This window comes from Variovorax sp. NFACC27, assembly GCF_048301545.1.
Classification (GTDB): Bacteria; Pseudomonadota; Gammaproteobacteria; order Burkholderiales; family Burkholderiaceae_C; genus Variovorax; species Variovorax gossypii.
On the sequence record NZ_CP157613.1, the window covers coordinates 2,563,364 to 2,582,355 of the forward strand.

The window sequence follows — 18,992 nt, forward strand, 5'->3', positions numbered from 1 at the left end:
AGAGGCAAACTGCAAGCGCAGGATTCTGCCCGGGCCGTCACCCGGGCGTGCGCGTGCGGTCTTGCCCCAATCAGATCCCGAGCCAGTTCATCAGCGAGGCTTCGACGTCGGCCGAGGGCTTGACGAAGCCCACGTAGCTCGATGCCGCCAGCGCGCGCTTGCCCGCGTCGGTCTGCGCCAGGCCCAGCAGCGCGTCGCGCGCCGCGCTCACCGTGGCCGCGTCGAGCTTGCTGGACGCGAGCCATTGCTTGATCGGCACCGCACGCGATTCCGCGCAGATCTTGCCGCCGCCGTCCTTCCAGGTCTTGACCACGCTCGAGGCGGCGGTCGCGCCGTAGGCCGCGAAGCCGTTCTGCACGTAGAAGGGCACCGCCTCCTGGAAGCGCGTGTTCGTCACCTTCACGGCCGTCGCGCCCTGCAGGCCCTGCTCGCGCAGCATGGCTCGCGTGATGACGGAGGTGATGGAGTCCGCGTCGGGCATCACCAGCTGCTTGCCGGCCACGCTCTTCCAGTCGGAGATCGGCTGCTGCTCCTTGCACAGGAACGACACCTTGTAGTCGGTGTAGCCGGTGGTCCAGGCGAAGGCCTTGTATTGCCCGCTCTTGATGGCGCCGAGCGCCACGTGCGAGGGATGCACGAAGGCAAGGTCGACCTGCTGCTGCTTCAGCGCCTCGCGCGCGCCGTTGTACGAGTTGAGCACCTTGACCGTCACCGGCTGCTTGAGCGCCTTGGAGAGCACCTCGGCGATGGGCTCGAAGCGGGCGGTGATCTGCGCGTCGGACACGTCGTAGCTCACGCCTTCGCTGACGCCGATCACGAAGGCGTGCGCCGAGGCGCTCGCCGCGAGAAGCGCGCCCGCGGCGACGCGGACGGTGGTGCGAAGCGAAGGATGAAGGGGCAGGCGTTGCATGGCGGGGCTTTCTTCGGAGGAGGGTGGTTGTGAATTTTGTAACTAAATTATTACATTGATCCAGTCTGGTGCACCAGTCCCGTGCGATCGATGGCGCGTCGATGGCGGCCGATAGTAGGTTCGTGCTACGGACTGCGCATTGACGCGGGTCAACGGGCCAGCCTCGGGCGGCAGCACGCCCCGCCACCTGTCGGGGACGGAATACGAGGCGCACCAGCTTTGTCCGACGCGACCGGAGTCCGGGGACACGCAGGCTCCTGCCGTCCTCAACCGGAGGAAAAAGAGATGAGACCTTGGCCATGGGCAGCACCGAGGGCGAGGTGCCGAAGGTGAGCTGCGTGACGGTCAGTGGGAGCTGCCCGCGCCGGGAACGGTCGCCGCGCCGACCGCGGTGCCGGTCAGGCCCGATGGCTGCGTGGCGTGGGTGGGCGACGGCGCATCGGATGGTCTCCATCAGGCGATGAACAACAAGTGGTTCGGCGCCTGAGCGGAAGCACGGTCACCAGGGCTTCCACCAGGGCCGCTTTCCCTGCCGGTGCTCAAGCGACCGCAAGTCGAGCGTGTCGTAGCCGGGACGGTGGACGCCGGCGCGCCGGCGCAGTTCGGCCTCCAGCTGATGGGCGATGCCGCGGGCGTGCAGTTCGCCTTGCAACGCCCGCCGACGCCACTCCGTGGCCTGAGCACCCAGTTCTTCATCGGGCAGCGTCTCTGTCTCGATCATGGTTCGGATGGTGATGAGGGTCTGGGGCTTCACTGAAAACAACGCGCTCCGTGCAGTCCCGAGCCTACGGGTTTGCCGCATGTCTTCATCGCCAGAACATGGGATGCGCGAAGTCCCCAATGTGGGGCTCCGCTCCCTGAATCGGGGGCTGGTTCGCGAATTGCGCACCACGTTTGTCCTTCTCCTGCGGTGCACGAGTCTTGTATACCACTGGCACGGTTCGTGCGGCTCGTGGCCTGCGCGGCCGGCCCCGGCCGAGCGCTCGACATCAAACCCACAACCACTCGTCATCGTTCAGGCATCATGAAACTCGGCAGACTGCAATTCGTTCTGGGGCTGGCTCTCGGCGCCCTCATGGCAACCGGTGCGGTCCATGCGCAAAGCGCGCTGGACACCATCCTGAAGAACCGGAAGATCGCCATCGCGGTTCCCCCCGATTTCCCGCCCTACGGCTCGATGGACCGCGACTTCAAGATGCACGGCCTGGACATCGACATGGCCAACTACATCGGCAGCAAGCTCGGCGTGGAGGTCGACCTGATTCCCGTGACCAGCGCCAACCGCATCCCGACCCTGCAGAAGAGAAAGGCCGCGCTGGTGATCGCCACCCTGGGCAAGAACCCTGACCGCGAGAAGCAGATCGACTTCACCGCCGCGTACTCGCCGTTCTACCAGGCCATCTTCGGCGCGAAGAGCCTGAACATCAGGAGCTTCGCGGACCTGTCGGGCAAGTCGATCGCGGTCACGCGCGGCTCGGTCGAGGACCAGGAGCTCAACAAGGTCGCGCCCCCGGGAGTCGACGTCAGGCGCTTCGACGACAACACTCGCACCGTCGCGGCGTTCGTTTCCGGGCAGGCGCAGCTGATCGCCACGGGCGCGTCGGTCGCGAACACCATCATGGTCAGCAACCCCGCGCTGGGCACCACGTACAAGCTGCTGCTCAAGGAAAGCCCGAACTACATCGGCGTGACCAAGGGCGAAGACGCGTTGAGGCAGAGGGTCAACGCCATCATCGACGAGGCGAAGAAGAGCGGCGAGCTCGACCGGCTGTCCATGAAGTGGCTGGAGCGCCCGGCCGGAGAGTTGCCGCAGTAGGCCCCTGAAACCGGGCGGGCGCAGATGCTCAGTGCCCGGCCGCCTCGACGATCACCCTGGTGACCGCCTCGGGCTGGGAGGTCATCACGACGTGCGATGCGCCCTTGACCACCACCGTCTTCTGAGCATTCGCGCGCTGCGCCATGAAGGCCATGGCTTGCGGCGGGATGTTCTTGTCGCGATCGCCGTAGACGAACCATGACGGCACCGACTTCCATGCCGGAGCCTGCGCCGCCTCGTTCAGCGCCGCCTCGGCGATGGGCCGCTGCCCCACGGCCATCAGGCGCGCCTTGGCGAGCGGAACGTCGGCCGCGAACTGCGCGGGAAACTTGTCCTGCTGGATGTACAGGTCCTTGCCGCCATCGGCGAGAGGCACCGCCGGCGCCAGCGTGGGGCCGAGCGTGCTGCCCGGGAACTTGCCCGTGAGGCCGAGCGCCGTTTCGCCGGCCTCTGGCGCGAAGGCTGCCACGTAGACCAGCGCCTTCACGTTCGGCTTGCCGTTCGCGGCTGCAGAGATGACCGAGCCGCCGTACGAGTGCCCGACGAGCACCACGGGCCCCTTCACCGCATCGACGATGCCGGCGACATACGCCGCATCGAACGATGGTCCGCGCAGCGGGTTCGCGGCGGAGATCACGGAATAGTGCCGTGCCTGCAGGCGCTGCACCACGCCGTCCCAGCTCGACGAATCGGCGAAGGCGCCATGCACGAGCACGATCGTGGGCTTGGCTGACGAGGCGGGGTCCGCCGGCTGCGCGAACGAGTGCAGGGGCGCCAGCGCGGCCAGGCCGAGCGCATGGGCCATCAGGGTCGCGGCGAGGCGGCGAGAGAACTTCTTCATGACGATTCTTCCTTGGTTGGACTTGTGGAAACAGGATCGACCCGGGTCGATGGCGCTGAATCTATGGGCGATGCGAAGCAAGTCCGGCCCGGTCTGTATGCCTGTGTGTCCGAGGGGCGTGCGGTGACATTACTTTTCAAGCGGACCGGCCGAAACCGCCGCGGCGCATGCCCGCGCCTAACAACGCCTAACACCAGCCAACGACCGCAGCGCCAATCTCGCGATCGGCGGAGTTCCAATGGCATCCGTACCCGAGTGCACCCCGTATGCGCCCGAGTGCGCCCGAAGACGGGGAGAAACAAGAACAACGGCGGGCTCCGCTCGCGCCCACGCATTTCGCGGCCCGGCCGGCCGCAGAGGCCCACATCCATGCCCATGCAACATCAGGAACCCCCCGGACAAGAAGACGCAGAAGCAGTCCTGCCGGATGCTCCCGTTGTCGCGCAGCACGGGACCTCGTCGGTGCGATACCGGGACTTTCGCGAGCTGGGCGCAGGCACGCCGCGCCTGGAGCGCGCACGGGCGCACGGCGTGGCCTCCTCGCTCGTGGCCGGGCGCGGCCAGACCACGCCGGCCACTGCCGCGCTGCTTCAGCGGGAGTACTCGTTGCGCCACGTGCTTCGCGACGAATGGGCCGCGGTGCCGGTCGCGCTGGTGCCCCATGGAGAGAGCTTCCTGCTGATCCTGAAGGACCCCGGCGGCGAGCCGCTTCCCCGCAGCGGCGCACCGTGTACCGATGCGGGCGCTTTCGTCGCGTTCGCGCTGCGCCTCACCGCCGCCGTGGGCGCGATGCATGCGGCCGGCGTGCTGCATCGCGCGCTCACGCCCGACCGCATGCTGCTCTGCGAAGACGGCCGGGCCTGCCTCACCGGCTTCGGCCAGGCAGCCACCTTCGGCGGCGAGGACAAGGTCGCAGGCGACGACCAGCTCTCCTGGGACGAGGACAGCTTTAACTACATGGCGCCGGAGCTGGGCGCGCGCATGAACCTGCGCGTGGATGCGCGGGCCGACCTCAACGCGCTCGGCTGCATCTTCTACGAGTCGATGACCGGCAGGCTTCCTTTCGAGGGCGCCGACGCCGCCGCGCGCGTGCACGCGCATGCGACCCGCGTCGCCCGTGCGCCCGCCGAGCTGGTGCCGGGGCTTCCGGAGCAACTCTCGCTGCTGGTCATGAAGCTGCTCGAGAAGACGCCGGAGCACCGGTACGCGGACGCTGCCGGCGTGCTGGCGGACCTGCGGCGTTGCGAGACCCTGCTGCGCCAGCACGGGCGCATTCCCCGTTTTGCGCTCGATGCCCATTCGGCCCTGCGCAAGCCCGGCGGCACGGGCCTCGTGCTGGGACGCGACGCCGAGCTGCAGGCATTGCTCGCGCTCTACCGCGAGGTCGCGGACAGCGCCCGTTCGCGCGCGGCCTGGGTCTCGGGCCCGTCGGGCATCGGCAAGTCGACGCTCCTGCGCGAGGCGGTGGCCCGCATGCAGCGCCCGGGCGCGCCGCTGCTGGCCGCGGCCAAGAGCGAGCAGGGGCGCCGCGGCAAGCCGTATGCGCTGCTGGTGGAGGCGCTCGATCCGCTGCTGCAGCACGTGATCGGCTGCGCGAACGAAGAGTTCGCGGTCTGGCGCAATCGCATCGCCGCCGCCGCGAAGCCGATGGAGCGGACCCTGGCGGGCCTGCTGCCTGCGCTCGGCGTCATCCTCGGCGCGCCTTCCGGGCAGCCCGTGCCCGCTCCCCCCGACGCGGCCCCCGCGCTCGAGCGCGAGCGCGTCCTGCAGGGCATGGCGCGGCTGATCGCATGCTTCGCCGCGCCCACGCGTCCGCTCGTGATGCTGCTCGACGACCTGCAGTGGGCCGACGTCGAAACCCTGCAGGTGCTCGAGCGCCTGCTGTACCAGCACGACGATGCCGCGCTGTTGCTCATAGGAACCTTCCGCGACAACGAGGTGGATGCGGCTCATCCGCTGCGCGCGGGCCGGCTCGCGGAGGTGCCGCAAGCCGTGCGCATCGAGCTCGGTCCATTGGACGAGGGCGCCTTGCGCGAAATGATCGCGCTCACGCTGCAGCAGGACGCGAGCGTCGTCGGCGAACTGGCCGACCTCATCGGCCGGAAGACCGAGCGGAATCCGCTCTTCGCCCGGCACCTGCTCCATCTGCTGGCTGACGATGGCCTGCTTGCCTACGACGCGGAGACCGCCTCGTGGCGCTGGAGCCTCGAACAGCTCGCGTCCCACCCCGGCGCCGATACCGTCGGCGACCTGATGGCGCGCCGCTTCGAACAGCTGCCCGCGGCGACGCAGGAGGTCCTGCGCGTGATGGCATGCCTCGGTCACCGGACTTCGGGCGAGGAGCTCGCGCTGGCGATGGACGTGCAGCCCGGAACCGATGCGGACAGGCGCCTGCAGGCTGCACTCGACAGTGCGCGTGAGGCAGGCAGCATCCAGCGCGACGGTGAGGACTGGAGCTTCTGGCACGACCGCATCCGCGAAGCCGCCTACGCCTCGATCCCGCCCGGGGAGCGGCCGCGCATGCATCTGCAGATCGTGCGCCGCCAGCTGCGGCATGCGTCCGACTCCGCGCGGGTGTTCTCGCTCGCAGCGCAGGCCGGCCTCGCGCGCCCGGCTGTCGAGGCACCGCAGGAGCGACGCGACTTCGCACGGCTCAACCTGGAGGCCGGCCGGCAGGCGAAGGCCGCGACCGCCCACCATTCGGCGCTCGGCTTCTTCCGCGCCGCGCTCGCCTTCCTGGGCGAAGCCGACACCAGCGAAGACGGCCTGCACGCGCGCGCACTCTGCGGCGAGGCCGAGTTCATGACCGGGGCGCTGGAGGCCGCGGAGGGCCGCCTGTCGGCGCTGGAGGAGGTCGCGGGGGACGGCATCTTCGGGGCCGATCTCGCGCGCCTGCGCGCGGCGCTGTACACCACGCTCGGCAACTTCGACCGGGCGCTGGACGTGGGGCTGGCCTTCCTGCGCAAGTCCGGCATCGTCATGCCGAGGCGGCCCGATGCCGCGGCGGTCGACCGCGAGCACGCGGTGCTGCAGGAATGGATCGACCGGCACGGCATCGGGGCCCTGCGCCAGCTGCCCGTCGTGGCCGACCCGTTGCGCCGTGCGATCACCGACATCTTCGCGGACCTCATTCCGCCGGCGCTGTACACCGACCAGAACTTGGTCGACCTGATCCTGCTGCGCATGATCGGCCTCAACATCACGCAAGGCCACTCCGACGCTTCGGCGGACGGCTACGTCTGCATGACGCAGGTCTTCGGCGTGCGCTACGGCAACTACGCCGCCGCGCGGGAGTTCGGCGCGCTCGCGCTGCACCTGGTCGACGAGCGCGGGCTCGCCCAGTACCGAGGCCGGGTCTACATGACCTTCGGCACCATGGTGGTTCCATGGACACAGCCGGCGCGCGCGGCGCGCGACTACATCCGGCGCGCCTACGACGTGGCCGTGGCGAGCGGCGACCACACCTTCGCGATCTACTGCGGGCGCAACCAGGCCACGGGCATGCTCTTCGCCGGCGAATACCTCGGCGACGTGCGGGACACGGTCGAGCGCGGGCTGGCCGTTGCACGCGACGCGAATTTCCAGCTCGTGATCGAGGCGCTGCTGGCCCAGAAGGTGCTGCTGGCGCAGCTGCAGGACGGGACCATCGGCGATCGCGAAGAACAGCCCAGCCCGCCGCGGGAAGACCAGCCCGCAACGCTCGTCGACTTCGCCTACTGGGTCTACAGGCTGCAGGCCGCGCTCCTCGGCGGCAGGCTCGCCGAGGCGATCGAGGCACGCCACCGGGCAGAAGCCTGCGCGGCCTCGGGTCGCACCTTCGCCGAGAGCGGCGACCTGCCGTTCTACGGCGCGCTCGCCTTGCTCGCGCTCCCGGCGCGCGATGCGTCGCAGCAGGCCGCGCTGCAGCGGGACGTGAAGCAGCTCCAGGCCTGGAGCCAGGCCTGCCCGGCCAACTTCCTGGCCCGCTTCCAGCTGGTGCGCGCGGAGATGTGCCGCATCGACGGCGATCCGCTCGCGGCGGTGGAGGCCTATGCGCGGGCGGTGTCGCATGCGCGGCGCCACGGCTTCACGCAGGTCGAGGCCCTGGCGGCCGAGCATGCCGCGGCCTTTCATGCCGGGCGCGGCGACGACCTGTCGGCCCACGGCAACCTGCGCCACGCACGCGGCGCGTGGCAGCGCTGGGGTGCCACGGCCAAGGTGCGCCAGCTGCAGGCCTCCCACCCGGGGCTCTTCGAGATCGAGGACCCGGTGCCGAACACGCGTCGGATGCAGGGACTCGATGCGCAGGCCGTCCTGCGCATCTCGACGGCGCTCGCCGGCGAGATCGTGCCGGTCCGCCTGGTCGAGACGCTGCTTCGCACCGCGCTCGAGAACGCCGGGGCCGAGTCCGGCACGCTGGCGCTGTTCCGGCACGAGGCGTGGCAGGTGCGTGCCCAGGCGCGGGTGCTCGACGGTGCCGTCACGCTCACGCAGGGTGGCGTTGCCTTCGATGCCGGGACGCTGCCGGTCTCCATCGTCCAGGCGGTCGCGCGCACCCAGCAGCACATCGTGGTGGACGACGCGCGCGAGAGCGCGTCGCTCGCGCAGGACGACTACATCCGCCGCCGGCGTCCGCGCTCGATCCTGTGCGTGCCGCTGATGCGGCACGCCATGCTCGTCGGCGTGCTCTACCTGGAGAACAACCTGGCCTCCCACGTGTTCACGCCCGCCAAGGCCGAGGTGCTGGAGGTGATCGCCTCGCAGGCGGCCTTCGCGCTGGAGAACGCGCGGCTGTACGAGGAACTGATCGACCAGAACCAGCAGCGCGCACAGGCCGAGGAGCAGCTGCGCAGCACGCTCGCAGAGCTCGAGCGTGCGACCCGCCTGAAGGCGATGGGCGAGCTGGTGGCTTCCATCGTGCACGAGGTCGGCCAGCCGATCGCCGCGGTCGACACCTCGGCCAGCGCCGCGCTGCGCTGGCTCGACCGCAGCCCGCCCGACATCGGCGAGGCCCGCGAGATGCTCACGCACATCAGCAGGAGCGCATTGCGCGCCCGCACCATCATCCAGGGCCTTCGCGCCAAGGCGCGCAACGCGGAGCCGCAGTTCGGAGTCTTCGATCTCGGCGAGGCCCTGAGCGAGGCGGCGACGCTGGTCGCCGGGGCGCTGGACACCATGGGCGTCACGCTGGAGACGACGGGCCTGGACGCGCCGCTGGCCGTGCACGGCGACCGAGTGCAGCTGCAGCAGGTGGCGGTCAACCTGCTGATGAACGGGGCCGAGTCGATGGCTTCGCTCCCACCCGGCCCGCGCCCGTTGTCGATGGCCTGCGTGCACGACGACGAGCATGTGCGCATCGTGGTGGAAGACGCCGGGCCGGGCGTCGTCCTCGGGGCGGCGGAGCATCTGCTCAAGCCGCTGTTCACCACCAAGTCCAACGGCATGGGCATGGGGCTGGCCATCTGCAAGTCGATCCTCGATGCGCACGGCGGAACGCTCGAGCTGCGGCAGCGCGAGCCCACGGGCATGCGCGCCGTCTTCAGCCTGCCGCGGCCGGGCCCAGGCCATCGATGAAAGGGCAGGCGACCCCGATGCCCTCACCAACGTTTCGTTTCATGCGTCCTTCCGATCCACTTCAGGCACCCCTTCGTTGCGTATTCATCGTCGATGACGACGAACTCGTGCGCGATGCGCTGAGCAGCCTGCTGCGCTCCATCGACCTGGCGGTGCACGCCTTCGCCACGACCGAGGAATTCCTCGCCGCACCGCGCTCCGGCGAGCCCTCCTGCCTGGTGCTGGACGTGCGCTTGCGCGGCCAGAGCGGCCTTTCCTTCCAGCAGGCCCTGCTGGAGCGCGGCGAGCCTCACATGCCGATCGTGTTCATGACCGGCCACGGCGACATCGCCATGACCGTGAAGGCGATGAAGGCCGGGGCCGTGGATTTCCTGGCGAAGCCTTTCCGCGACCAGGACATGATCGACGCGGTGATCGCCGCGCTGGACCGCGATGCGCGGCGCCTCGAGAGCGCGCGCCTGATGCAGGCGGCGCGTGCCTGCTGGGAATCGCTCACGCCGCGCGAGTGCGAGGTGGTGCAGCACGTGGCCGGCGGCCTGATGAACAAGCAGATCGCCGATCGCATGGGCATCGCCGAGATCACCGCCAAGATCCACCGGGGCCAGGCAATGCGCAAGATGAACGCGCGCTCGGTCGCCGAACTGGTGCGCAGGATGGAGGCGCTGGGTGTGGTGGAGAGCGCCTGCTGAGGCGGTGCCATACCTATGGATGATGGCGCCGCGCGCCGGCGCCGGTATCCTGCAATCCTGGGCAGGGGCGGGAATGTTCCTGTGCCTTCACCGGAAACCCCCGGGGTAGAGAACGGGCTTCCTCCTTGTCCCTGTCAGCAGCCATCGAACTCGTTTCCATCGTCGACGACGATCCCTTCGTTCGCGCCGCGACGAGCAGTCTCGTTCGCTCGTTCGGATGGGAGGCTCGCGCGTTCGAGTCGGCCATCGACTTCCTTGCGTCCGACGTTCCCGCGCGCACGCGCTGCCTCGTCTGCGACATCCAGATGCCGGCCATGGACGGCATCGCGCTGGTCGAACGCCTCGAACGCGAGGGGCTGCGCCCGCCCGTCATCTTCATCAGCGCCTTCGCCAACGCCCGCACGCGGGAGCGCGTGCAGGCCAGCGCCGCCCTCTGCCTGATCGAGAAGCCGATCGACGCCGCCGAACTCGAGGCCTGGATCGGCCGCGCGCTGAGCCGGGACTGAAGCGCCAAGGAGGGGCGAGCCGGCCTCGCGCTACTCCGGCGCATGAAGGGGTAAACCTTCGTAGGGGTGCGACAAACGCTGATGCAATGGTGTGCGCTCCCCCTCGCGTGATGTCATCTCTCCCATGCCGGCCCGTGCGCCGGCAGCAGGAGAAAACCAATGACGAAGAAGTCCCGCGCATCCATCAGTTCCTTCCATCCGGCGTGCGTATCCGACGCGCGCGCCGGGGCTGTTTCAAAAACTGCACAACCCGCTCGCCGTTCGCAGGGCCTGGCGTTGGTTGCGGCGCGCGCGATCGCGGTGGCCACGCTCGGGCAGAACGTCCATGCCGCGACGCTGTCGCCGCTGAGCTGCCCGCTCGACGACAGCCTGCGATGGATCGTGTGCGTGTCGGTGCTCGTCGGCCTCATGCTGCTTGCCGTCTTCCTCTGGCTGGAGGCGATGGACCACCGTGCGGGTGCGGCGCGCCTGGCGCGTGCCATTGAGCACCGCGGCAGCGGCGCCGGCGTGCCCGAGCTCGTCGAAAGCGGCCCGCGCGCCATCGTGCGGCTGGCGCGCGCGATCAACAACCTTCGCCGCCGCCAGGCCGAGCGCGACGTGGCGCACCTGGACGTGCAGGCCGCCTATGCGCACGACCTGCGCACGCCGCTGACCCGCATGGGGCTGCGCTGCGAGATGCTGGAGGACCATGCGCTGCGCGAAGCCATGGAGCGCGACCTTGCCCAGATGCGCGAACTGGTCGAGGCCAGCGTGGCCAGCGCACGGATGCAGCGCAGCGTGGCCGAGCCGCTGCAGCGCGTCGATGCCGACGGCCTGCTCGGCAGCATGATGCGCGACTATCGCGAGGCCGGCCGGGCGATCGTCCTCGACGGCCGCATCGGGCAGCCGGTGATGGCCTGTCCCCTCGCACTGCGCCGCGTGCTCGCCAACCTGATCGACAACGCGCTGCGCTACGGCCGCGACGTGCGGGTCTGCGCCCGCATCGATTCGACGAGCCTCGTGCTGGCCGTGGTCGACTCGGGGCCGGGCATCCGGCCGGCACAGATGGAGGCGGTCTTCGCGCCATGGGTCCGGGCAGGGCAGGGCGGTTCCGAGGGCAAGACCGGGTCGGGTCTCGGCCTCGCGATCGCCAGGCGCCTGGCCCGCTCGATGCAGGGCGACCTGCAGCTGCAGAACCGTCGCTGCGGCGGGCTCGAGGCACGGCTCACGCTGCCGCTCGTGGTCGCATGACGCAACCCCGGTCAGCGCAGCGACCTGAACGCCGCGCGCACTTCCTGGCTGAACAGCGTCGGCTGTTCCCACGCGGCGAAATGACCGCCGGTGTCGACCTCGTTCCAGTAGATCAGGTCGTGGTACGCGCGGTCGGCCCAACTGCGCGGCGCCTGGTAGATCTCGCCGGGAAACACCGTCACGGCAGCCGGCAGCGAGATGTCGACGGCGTTGAAGTTGTTCGAATGGTCTTCCCAGTAGATCTGCGCGGCCGAGGTCGCGCTGTTGGTCAGCCAGTAAAGCGAGATGTCGTCGAGCATCTCGTCGCGCGCAAGCACCCGTTCGGGCACGCCGCCCGAGTAGGTCCAGGTGGCGAACTTGTCGTAGATCCATGCGGCCTGGCCCACGGGCGAGTCGGCCAGCGCGTAGCCCAGCGTCTGCGGCCGCGTGACCATCATCGCGGAGTAGCCCGAGCTGTTCCTGTAGAAGTCGTCCAGCTTGTCGAAGGCCGCGCGCTCCTTGGTCGACAGCCCGGCGGGCGCGGGGCCGCCCGCGGCGAGGATCGAGGCGATCTCGGCGGGCACGGTGCCCGGCATGTTGACGTGGATCGCCATCAGGCCCGGCACCTTCTGCATCGCCATGCGATGCGAGATGACCGAGCCGCAGTCGCCGCCCTGCGAGACGAACTGCTTGTAGCCCAGGCGCGCCATCAGCACGCCCCACGCGCGCGCGATGTGGTTGGAGTCCCAGCCGGTGCCCTTGGGCTGGCCCGAGAAGCCGAAGCCGGGCAGCGAGGGCAGCACGAGATGGAACGCGTCCTGCGCGCGGCCGCCGTGGGCTGTGGGGTCGGTCAGCGGGCCCACGACCTTGAGCAGTTCGAAGATCGAGCCCGGCCAGCCGTGCGTCATGATCAGCGGCATCGCATCGGCGTGGCGCGAGCGGATGTGCGCGAACTGGATGTCGAGGCCGTCGATGGTGGTCACGAACTGCGGAACGGCGTTGAGCCGGGCTTCGCCCTTGCGCCAGTCGTAGTCGGTGGACCAGTGGCGCACCAGCGAGCGCAGCGTGGCGAGCCGCACGCCCTGCGAGTCGTCGGCGACGGTCTCGGCGCTCGGCCAACGGGTGGCGCCGAGCCGACGGCGCAGGTCTGCGAGCGCTTCGCGGTCGACGCTGATGCGGAACGGCCGCACCGAGGTGTCGTCGGGCCCGGAGGCGCTGGACGGCCGCAACATGGCGAAGGCACTGGAGGCCGCCGACGCCGCGCCGAAGGCGATCGACGTGGCCAGGAGGTGGCGGCGCGAGAGGGATGGATGGAGGGTGTTCATGCAGGCATTTCCGTGAAGTTGAAACGCCTTCATTGAAGTGGGCGGATGTATCCCGCGTGTGTGAAGAAAGGGCCGAATCGCATGCGCAGGTACCTCGGGGGCGGGCCGACACACGGCCATACAAATCGGCTGGTGCTGGGCGTGCTGCGACCCTCGGTTATGCTCCGTCCGCCCGCGCTGCCGAGGCGGCCGGCGGGTTCGCCGGGCCGATCGGATCGATCGCGTCCGGCTTGGCATTGCACCGCCTGCGCGGCACGCCGCAGTTCCCCATCTCCATGAGCGACGACACCTCTTTCAAGACCACCGGCCCCGTCTCCTTCGGGCCGTTCACCCTGCGCGTCGCGCAGCGGCTCCTCGAGCGCGACGGGGTGCCGGTGGATCTTGGCGGGCGGGCGATGGACGTTCTGCTCGCCCTTGTCGCCAATGCCAACACCATCGTGAGCAAGCGGGAACTCATGGCGCTGGCCTGGCCCGGCATGGTGGTTTCGGACGGGAGCCTGCGCTACCAGATCGCGATGCTGCGGCAGGCGCTGGGCGACGGGCAGGAGGGCGCGCGGTATCTGTCGAACGTCGTCGGGCGCGGCTACTGTTTCGTGGCCCGCATCGCCCCGGCGGCTACCGCCCCCGACACGCAGCCGGAACCCGAGGCAAGCCCTGTCGAACCCGGTCTTCCCGCGCAGCCGGTGGAACTGCTCGGCCGTGCGAAGGACCTGGCCGCGATCCCGGCCCAGCTGGCCAGGACGCGGTTCGTCACCATCGTTGGCTCGGGCGGCGTGGGCAAGACTTCCGTCGCAGTCCGCACGGGGCAGGACATGCTCGGCGAATTCAACGGTGCCGTGGTGTTCGTGGATCTTTCGATGCTGCTGGACCCCAGCCTGGTGCCGAGCGCCATCGCGTCGATGCTGGGGCTGTCGGTGCGCTCCGCCGACCCGATACCGAGCCTGATCGCCTACCTGCGCGAAAGGCGGATGCTGCTGATACTGGACAACTGCGAGCACGTGATCGCGGCAGCCGCCTCGCTGGCCGAGCGCTTCTTCCAGGCGGCGCCGCGCATCCACATACTTGCCACGAGCCGCGAGGCGTTGCGCGTGCAGGGGGAGCACATCCATCTGCTCGATCCGCTGGACAACCCGCCCGACCAGCCCGGGCTCGCGGCGCGCGACATCCTCATGTATCCCGCCACTCGCCTGTTCGTCGACCGGGCCGGCGCCAGCGGCGCGATGCCCGAGCTGAACGACGAGGACGCACCCGTCATCGCGAGCATCTGCAGAAAGCTCGACGGGGTCGCGCTCGCCATCGAACTCGCGGCCAGGCGCGTTGCGGCCTACGGGCTCCAGCAGACGGCAGCCCTGCTCGACGAGCGCCTGTCGCTCTCGTGGCTCGGGCAGCGCACGGCGCAGCCCCGGCACCAGACCCTGCAGGCCACGCTGGACTGGAGCTACGAGCTTCTGGACATGCCGGAGCGCCTGGTGCTCTGCCGGCTGTCGGTCTTCGTGGGTCACTTTTCGCTGGAAGCCGCGCGCGAAGTGGCGGCGGACCAGGAGCTGACGCAGGTACAGGTGGTCGATGCCGTCGCGAGCCTCGCGGAAAAATCGCTGCTCTCCATCCGGCGCTCCGGCACCTCGACCCAATACCGCTTGCTCGAGAGCACCCGCGCGTACGCGCATTCGAAGGCCGGCGCCGATTTGGCCGACTCGGCTGCTCGGCGCCACGCGGTCTACTTCCGCAAGCGCCTGGAGCAGATGGCCGAGCAGGACGACGCCTTCTCGCGCGACACGGCGCGCGCGTCGGATCTCGCGGACCTCGGCAACGTGAGGGCCGCGCTCGCCTGGTGCTTCGATCGCGCCGATGCAAGGGAGCTGGGCGTTTCGCTGGTGCTGGCGGCCGTGCCGGCTTTCATGGCGATGTCGTTGCTGGCGGAGTGCCACGACTGGTCGAAGCGCGCGCTCGCTGAGCTGGGTACGGCCTTTGCAGGCAGCGCCGCCGAGATGCATCTGCAGGCGGCCGTCGGCCTCTCGCAGATGTTCACCCGCGGCCACAGCGACGAGGTGCGGCACGCGCTCGAACGCAGCCTCCAGGTGGCGGAAGAGCTCGGCGACTCGCGCAGCCAGGTCGAGCTGCTGGGCCGGCTGCAGATCTTCCATGAGCGCATCGGCGACTTCGTCGAGTCGCTCAGCCATGCCAGGCGCTGCGCCGCCGTGGCCGCTTCCATCGACGACGCGACTGCGCAGGCAACGGCCAATTCGCTGGTGGGCCTCTGCCATCACCTGGTGGGAGACCAGCCCCGTGCGCGCCATTTTCTGGAGGCGGCTATCGCCGGCGCCCCGGTGTCCCGGCAGCGCAGCAGCATCCACGCCGGCTTCGATTTCCACAACCGCGCATGCATCGCGCTGGCCAGGACCTTGTGGCTGCAGGGGCAGCCTTCGCAGGCCGTTATCGTCGCCCAGCGCGCGGTCGAGGAGGCGCGGCACCTGAACCATCCCGTGACGCTGTGCATCGCCCTGATATGGGCCGTGTCGGTCTACATGTGGGTTGGCGACCTCGCGCGCGCCGAGCAGGACATCGACCGGTTCATCGCCTATGCGGAGTCGCATTCGCTGACGCCGTATCTCGCGGTAGGCCGCGGCGTCAAGGGCGAACTCGCCATCAAGCGCGGCGACGCCGCACGGGGCGTGCAGGCGATCCAGGATTCGCTGATCGAGCTGCGTGCGTCGCGCTACGAGCTGCTCACCACGTCGTTCAACATCACGCTCGCCGAAGGCCTGAACGCGATCGGCAGGAACAGTGATGCGCTGGAGCTGATGAACGACACGCTCGCACTGGTGCACGCCAAGGGCGATCTCTACAACCTCCCGGAGCTTCTTCGCGTGAAGGCGCGTGCCCTCTCGGGTGCGGTGACGCCGGACGCGGCGAGCGCAGAAGAGTCGCTGCTCGAAGCGCTGGCGGTGAGCAGGCAGCAGGGCGCGCGCTCGTGGGAATTGCGTGTGGCGATGGACCTGGCCCGCCTGTGGGAGAAGGCCGGGCGCGGAGGCGAGGGCAAGGAACTGCTTGCCGGCGTGCTCGCCCTATACACCGAGGGCTTCGAAACTGCGGACCTGCAGGAAGCCGAACGGCTGCTCGACGTGTCGATGGACTAGGGCAGGGTGCGGTCCGCTGCCCTTGCAGCCACGCCGCGCTTCCTTGACCAGGAACGAGCGGCGGGCTGCTGCCGGGAAAGGACCATCTGGATTTCCCGGCGTCAGGAGCGATGGAAGCGGATGCGCATCGGTGGTGGCCGCTTACAGCGTTCCCTCGGTCACGCCGCGGGCCGCCGTTGCGCGTGCCTGCGCACGCACCGCCGCGCGATCGAGCGTGCTGGTGAACGCACGGGGCGCATCGGCATTGGCGCCGTCCGCGTAGATGTTGCCTGCGCGGGCTGCCGCCACGGCTTCGGCACGCGTGTCCGCGCGCATTGCCAAGGTGGGCAGTGCGGGAGCGACGTCTGCCGAAGCACCTTCGCGGTAGGGGTCGGCGCCGTGCGAGGCAACGACGGCCTCGGCCCTGACGCTGACGCGGCTCGCGCTCGAATGGAACTGGAGCACGCCCTGGTATTGCTCGGCGCTCGCGCTCAAGGCGAACAACGAGGAGACGGCAGCGGCGGCGAGGAGGACAGAAGCTTTCATGATGAATCCTTTCGGGTAGGTGATGACGATTCGGAAGAGCGGTTGTCAGTCGGATCGCATGTGCTTTTCCGAACTGATGGAGAGATTGTTCGGCCGCTCAGGCACCTCATGACCGGTTTGCGTATGCCTCTGTATCCGGGCCGTGTTCGTCAACACTAAATTTCAAAATCGCAGGTGCGAGCCATCGGCTGCGACCCGTCAGGGCGCGAGCCGCGTGAACACGTAGTCGTGGTTCTTCACAAGCGACTGATGGCAGGCAAAGCAGGTCTGGTGCTGTGCCAGGTCCGCGGGCTTGCCGTCGATGAATCGGCCGAAGCCCCAGCCGCCGGTGGCGGCGTACTTCTTCGAGTCCTTCACCATCACCTGCACGGTGGTGGCTGCACCCGGAATGGATGCCGGCGCGAACTCCGGCGACTGCACATGCTTCCAGGCGAGCTTGACGAGCACGGTTCCGTCGGGAAAGGGCAGCGTGCCCTGGTCGTAGGCCTTGATCGCCTTGGCGTTGCCGAGCACGGCGCGCAACTCGTTCAGCGGCTCCGCCTCGATGGCGGGCGCGATCAGCTGCCATTGCCGGTAGCCCTTGGGGATGGTGACGCCGTAGATCGGCGACGCGTCGGAGCTTGCCGCGGCGGTGCGGGTCTCCTTCGCCGCGATGGGCGCGACCGCGAAAGTGGCCAGCGCGGCAGCGAGCGCGAGGAGGCCGAAGCTGGCGAGCTTCGCCGGCGCGCCCTTGAAGGAACGGGACGATGCCTTCGCTGCGTCCATGCCGGAAGGCTGATGTGTGTGTGGATTGTTCATGGGTGTGCGGTTGTTGGTTGGACAAGGTCGAGATGCCGACGGGACGCAGGTTCGCGCCCCGGGGCGCGCCGATGGTCTGCCGCCTTCTTCCTTGTCCCCGCATGTTGCGTATGCGCGTGTATCGCGCTTCGCCGGTCCACACACTACGTTACGGCGGCCGATCGCACCTGCGCATCGGTCCGGTGCATTTCCAGCGCGGCGTGCACCGTCTTCGCCGCGTGCACCTGCCTCGCGCATCTCGTTGCGAGATACGCCGATCTTCAATCCATATGAATATTGCGTGGAAACCCGCAGCCGAGCGGCGGGGGCGGACGCGACCATCGCGTGCAGCCGAACCAGGCGAAGGAAAGCGACGCACCCATGAGCACCAGCACCATCGCGCAGCCCTACGAGGGCCGCTTCGACAGCACCTCCGATGCCGTCTACCGCAAGGTCGGATGGCGGCTGATTCCGCTGCTGTTCCTCTGCTACATCGTGGCCTACCTCGACCGCGTGAACGTGGGCTTCGCCAAGCTGCAGATGCAGGGCGACCTGCAGTTCAGCGACGCGGTCTACGGGCTGGGCGCGGGCATCTTCTTCATCGGCTACTTTCTCTTCGAGGTGCCGAGCAACGTGGTGCTGCACCGCGTGGGGGCGCGCCGCTGGATCGCGCGGATCATGATCACCTGGGGCCTGCTGTCGGCGGGCACCATGTTCGTGAGTTCGCCCACGTCGTTTTACCTGATCCGCTTCCTGCTCGGCGCGGCCGAGGCGGGCTTCTTCCCCGGCATCATCCTGTACCTCACCTACTGGTACCCGGCCGCGCGGCGCGGCAAGGCCACGTCGCTGTTCCTCGCGGCGATCCCGTTCGCGGGCATCCTCGGCGGGCCGTTCTCGGGCTGGATCCTGCAGGGCATGGGCGGCGTCAACGGCTGGGCCGGCTGGCAGTGGCTGTTCCTGCTGCAGGGCCTGCCGACCGTCGCGCTGGGCCTGATCGTGTGGCGCTACCTCGACGACCGCGTGAAGGACGTGCGCTGGCTCACGCCGGCCGAGCGTGAGCTCATCGCCCGCGACATCGCCGCCGAGGCGGCCGGCAAGGCCGAGCCGCGCATCGCCAGCGTGCTGGGCAACGGCCGCGTATGGCTTCTGGCGCTGGTGTACTTCGCCTACACCTCGGGGCTCTACGGTATCTCGTTCTGGCTGCCCAGCATCATCAAGGCGACGGGCGTGAAGGGCGCGCTGGACATCGGCCTGCTCAGCGCCATTCCGTGGACCTTCGGTGTGGTCGCGATGTACTTCATGGCCCGCAGCGCGGACCGCCGGCTCGAATACCGCTGGCACAGCGCGATCGGCGCGGTCGTCGGCGCGGCGGGGCTGGTGCTGAGCGTGGCCTCGCACGGCAACGTGACGCTCGCGATGGCAGGGCTCACGCTGGCAACCATGGGCATCATGTCGACCTTCCCGGTCTTCTGGGGCATGCCCACGGCCTTTCTGGGCGGTGCGGCGGCGGCGGCGGGCATTGCGCTCATCAACTCGTTCGGCAATCTCTCGGGCTTCAGCGCGCCGTACCTCATCGGGCTCATCAAGGATGCGACGCAGAGCACCGACGCGGGGCTGCACATGCTGGCGGCCCTGCTGGTGATCGGCGCGGTGCTTGTGCTGTTCGTCAGGCCTGGGCGCGCTTCGTCGCAGCGCTGACCGGCA

General features: G+C 69.2%; 14 protein-coding genes. 8 read left to right on the forward strand and 6 right to left on the reverse strand.

Going from position 1 to position 18,992, the window contains the following annotated elements:
• Positions 1-70: 70 nt before the first annotated feature.
• Positions 71-910: a phosphate/phosphite/phosphonate ABC transporter substrate-binding protein gene (locus ABL840_RS11935; protein WP_093199315.1), complete on the reverse strand. Its 840-nt coding sequence runs from the start codon at positions 908-910 to the stop codon at positions 71-73.
• Between the two features lie 355 nt (positions 911-1,265).
• Between ABL840_RS11935 and ABL840_RS11940 the strand changes: the two genes are divergently transcribed.
• Positions 1,266-1,397 carry a hypothetical protein gene (locus ABL840_RS11940; RefSeq protein WP_418116356.1) on the forward strand — a complete coding sequence of 44 codons (132 nt, stop codon included), beginning with the start codon at positions 1,266-1,268 and terminating at the stop codon, positions 1,395-1,397.
• 12 nt (positions 1,398-1,409) lie between these two features.
• On the opposite strand, the gene ABL840_RS11945 is transcribed toward ABL840_RS11940, so the two are convergent.
• The gene (locus tag ABL840_RS11945) at positions 1,410-1,631 is read right to left on the reverse strand and encodes a hypothetical protein (protein ID WP_143042919.1); all 222 of its coding nucleotides are present in this window, start codon (positions 1,629-1,631) and stop codon (positions 1,410-1,412) included.
• A 303-nt stretch (positions 1,632-1,934) separates the two neighbouring features.
• On the opposite strand from ABL840_RS11945, the gene ABL840_RS11950 reads away from it, so the two are divergent.
• Positions 1,935-2,726, forward strand: coding sequence for a transporter substrate-binding domain-containing protein (locus ABL840_RS11950; RefSeq protein WP_093300995.1), 792 nt, complete (start codon positions 1,935-1,937; stop codon positions 2,724-2,726).
• Between the two features lie 28 nt (positions 2,727-2,754).
• On the opposite strand, the gene ABL840_RS11955 is transcribed toward ABL840_RS11950, so the two are convergent.
• The gene (locus ABL840_RS11955; protein ID WP_093300993.1) at positions 2,755-3,567 is read right to left on the reverse strand and encodes an alpha/beta fold hydrolase; all 813 of its coding nucleotides are present in this window, start codon (positions 3,565-3,567) and stop codon (positions 2,755-2,757) included.
• A gap of 369 nt (positions 3,568-3,936) precedes the next feature.
• On the opposite strand from ABL840_RS11955, the gene ABL840_RS11960 reads away from it, so the two are divergent.
• The 4 genes from ABL840_RS11960 to ABL840_RS11975 all read left to right on the forward strand — a co-directional run bounded on the left by ABL840_RS11960 (position 3,937) and on the right by ABL840_RS11975 (position 11,545).
• Complete coding sequence (locus ABL840_RS11960; protein WP_418116256.1) at positions 3,937-9,120, forward strand: trifunctional serine/threonine-protein kinase/ATP-binding protein/sensor histidine kinase; 5,184 nt, start codon at positions 3,937-3,939, stop codon at positions 9,118-9,120.
• A 41-nt stretch (positions 9,121-9,161) separates the two neighbouring features.
• On the forward strand, positions 9,162-9,809 hold the full coding sequence (locus ABL840_RS11965; RefSeq protein WP_093300991.1) for a response regulator: 648 nt from the start codon (positions 9,162-9,164) through the stop codon (positions 9,807-9,809).
• 125 nt (positions 9,810-9,934) lie between these two features.
• The gene (locus ABL840_RS11970; RefSeq protein ID WP_093300990.1) at positions 9,935-10,315 is read left to right on the forward strand and encodes a response regulator transcription factor; all 381 of its coding nucleotides are present in this window, start codon (positions 9,935-9,937) and stop codon (positions 10,313-10,315) included.
• A 159-nt stretch (positions 10,316-10,474) separates the two neighbouring features.
• Positions 10,475-11,545, forward strand: coding sequence for a sensor histidine kinase (locus tag ABL840_RS11975; RefSeq protein WP_093300988.1), 1,071 nt, complete (start codon positions 10,475-10,477; stop codon positions 11,543-11,545).
• An 11-nt stretch (positions 11,546-11,556) separates the two neighbouring features.
• On the opposite strand, the gene ABL840_RS11980 is transcribed toward ABL840_RS11975, so the two are convergent.
• On the reverse strand, positions 11,557-12,756 hold the full coding sequence (locus tag ABL840_RS11980) for an epoxide hydrolase family protein (protein WP_418116357.1): 1,200 nt from the start codon (positions 12,754-12,756) through the stop codon (positions 11,557-11,559).
• A 323-nt stretch (positions 12,757-13,079) separates the two neighbouring features.
• On the opposite strand from ABL840_RS11980, the gene ABL840_RS11985 reads away from it, so the two are divergent.
• Entirely contained in the window at positions 13,080-15,986 is a 2,907-nt protein-coding gene (locus ABL840_RS11985) for an ATP-binding protein (RefSeq protein ID WP_418116257.1), read from the forward strand.
• 141 nt (positions 15,987-16,127) lie between these two features.
• Here ABL840_RS11985 and ABL840_RS11990 read toward each other — a convergent pair whose 3' ends face one another.
• Positions 16,128-16,511 carry a helicase SNF2 gene (locus tag ABL840_RS11990; protein ID WP_093300985.1) on the reverse strand — a complete coding sequence of 128 codons (384 nt, stop codon included), beginning with the start codon at positions 16,509-16,511 and terminating at the stop codon, positions 16,128-16,130.
• 198 nt (positions 16,512-16,709) lie between these two features.
• Positions 16,710-17,276, reverse strand: a complete 567-nt coding sequence (locus ABL840_RS11995; RefSeq protein ID WP_093300984.1) for a cytochrome P460 family protein — start codon at positions 17,274-17,276, stop codon at positions 16,710-16,712.
• Between the two features lie 393 nt (positions 17,277-17,669).
• Here ABL840_RS11995 and ABL840_RS12000 point away from each other — a divergent pair, with 393 nt between their 5' ends.
• On the forward strand, positions 17,670-18,986 hold the full coding sequence (locus ABL840_RS12000; RefSeq protein ID WP_093300982.1) for an MFS transporter: 1,317 nt from the start codon (positions 17,670-17,672) through the stop codon (positions 18,984-18,986).
• Positions 18,987-18,992 lie beyond the last annotated feature (6 nt).

Bases quoted from the DNA above. Each gene is read 5' to 3' on its own strand.
- ABL840_RS11965 (WP_093300991.1), top strand. From the start codon at position 9,162: ATGCGTCCTTCCGATCCACTTCAGGCACCCCTTCGTTGCGTATTCATC.
- ABL840_RS12000 (WP_093300982.1), top strand. From the start codon at position 17,670: ATGAGCACCAGCACCATCGCGCAGCCCTACGAGGGCCGCTTCGACAGC.
- ABL840_RS11990 (WP_093300985.1), bottom strand. From the start codon at position 16,511: ATGAAAGCTTCTGTCCTCCTCGCCGCCGCTGCCGTCTCCTCGTTGTTC.
- ABL840_RS11935 (WP_093199315.1), bottom strand. From the start codon at position 910: ATGCAACGCCTGCCCCTTCATCCTTCGCTTCGCACCACCGTCCGCGTC.
- ABL840_RS11960 (WP_418116256.1), top strand. From the start codon at position 3,937: ATGCCCATGCAACATCAGGAACCCCCCGGACAAGAAGACGCAGAAGCA.
- ABL840_RS11950 (WP_093300995.1), top strand. From the start codon at position 1,935: ATGAAACTCGGCAGACTGCAATTCGTTCTGGGGCTGGCTCTCGGCGCC.
- ABL840_RS11980 (WP_418116357.1), bottom strand. From the start codon at position 12,756: ATGTTGCGGCCGTCCAGCGCCTCCGGGCCCGACGACACCTCGGTGCGG.
- ABL840_RS11995 (WP_093300984.1), bottom strand. From the start codon at position 17,276: ATGGACGCAGCGAAGGCATCGTCCCGTTCCTTCAAGGGCGCGCCGGCG.
- ABL840_RS11955 (WP_093300993.1), bottom strand. From the start codon at position 3,567: ATGAAGAAGTTCTCTCGCCGCCTCGCCGCGACCCTGATGGCCCATGCG.
- ABL840_RS11975 (WP_093300988.1), top strand. From the start codon at position 10,475: ATGACGAAGAAGTCCCGCGCATCCATCAGTTCCTTCCATCCGGCGTGC.
- ABL840_RS11945 (WP_143042919.1), bottom strand. From the start codon at position 1,631: ATGATCGAGACAGAGACGCTGCCCGATGAAGAACTGGGTGCTCAGGCC.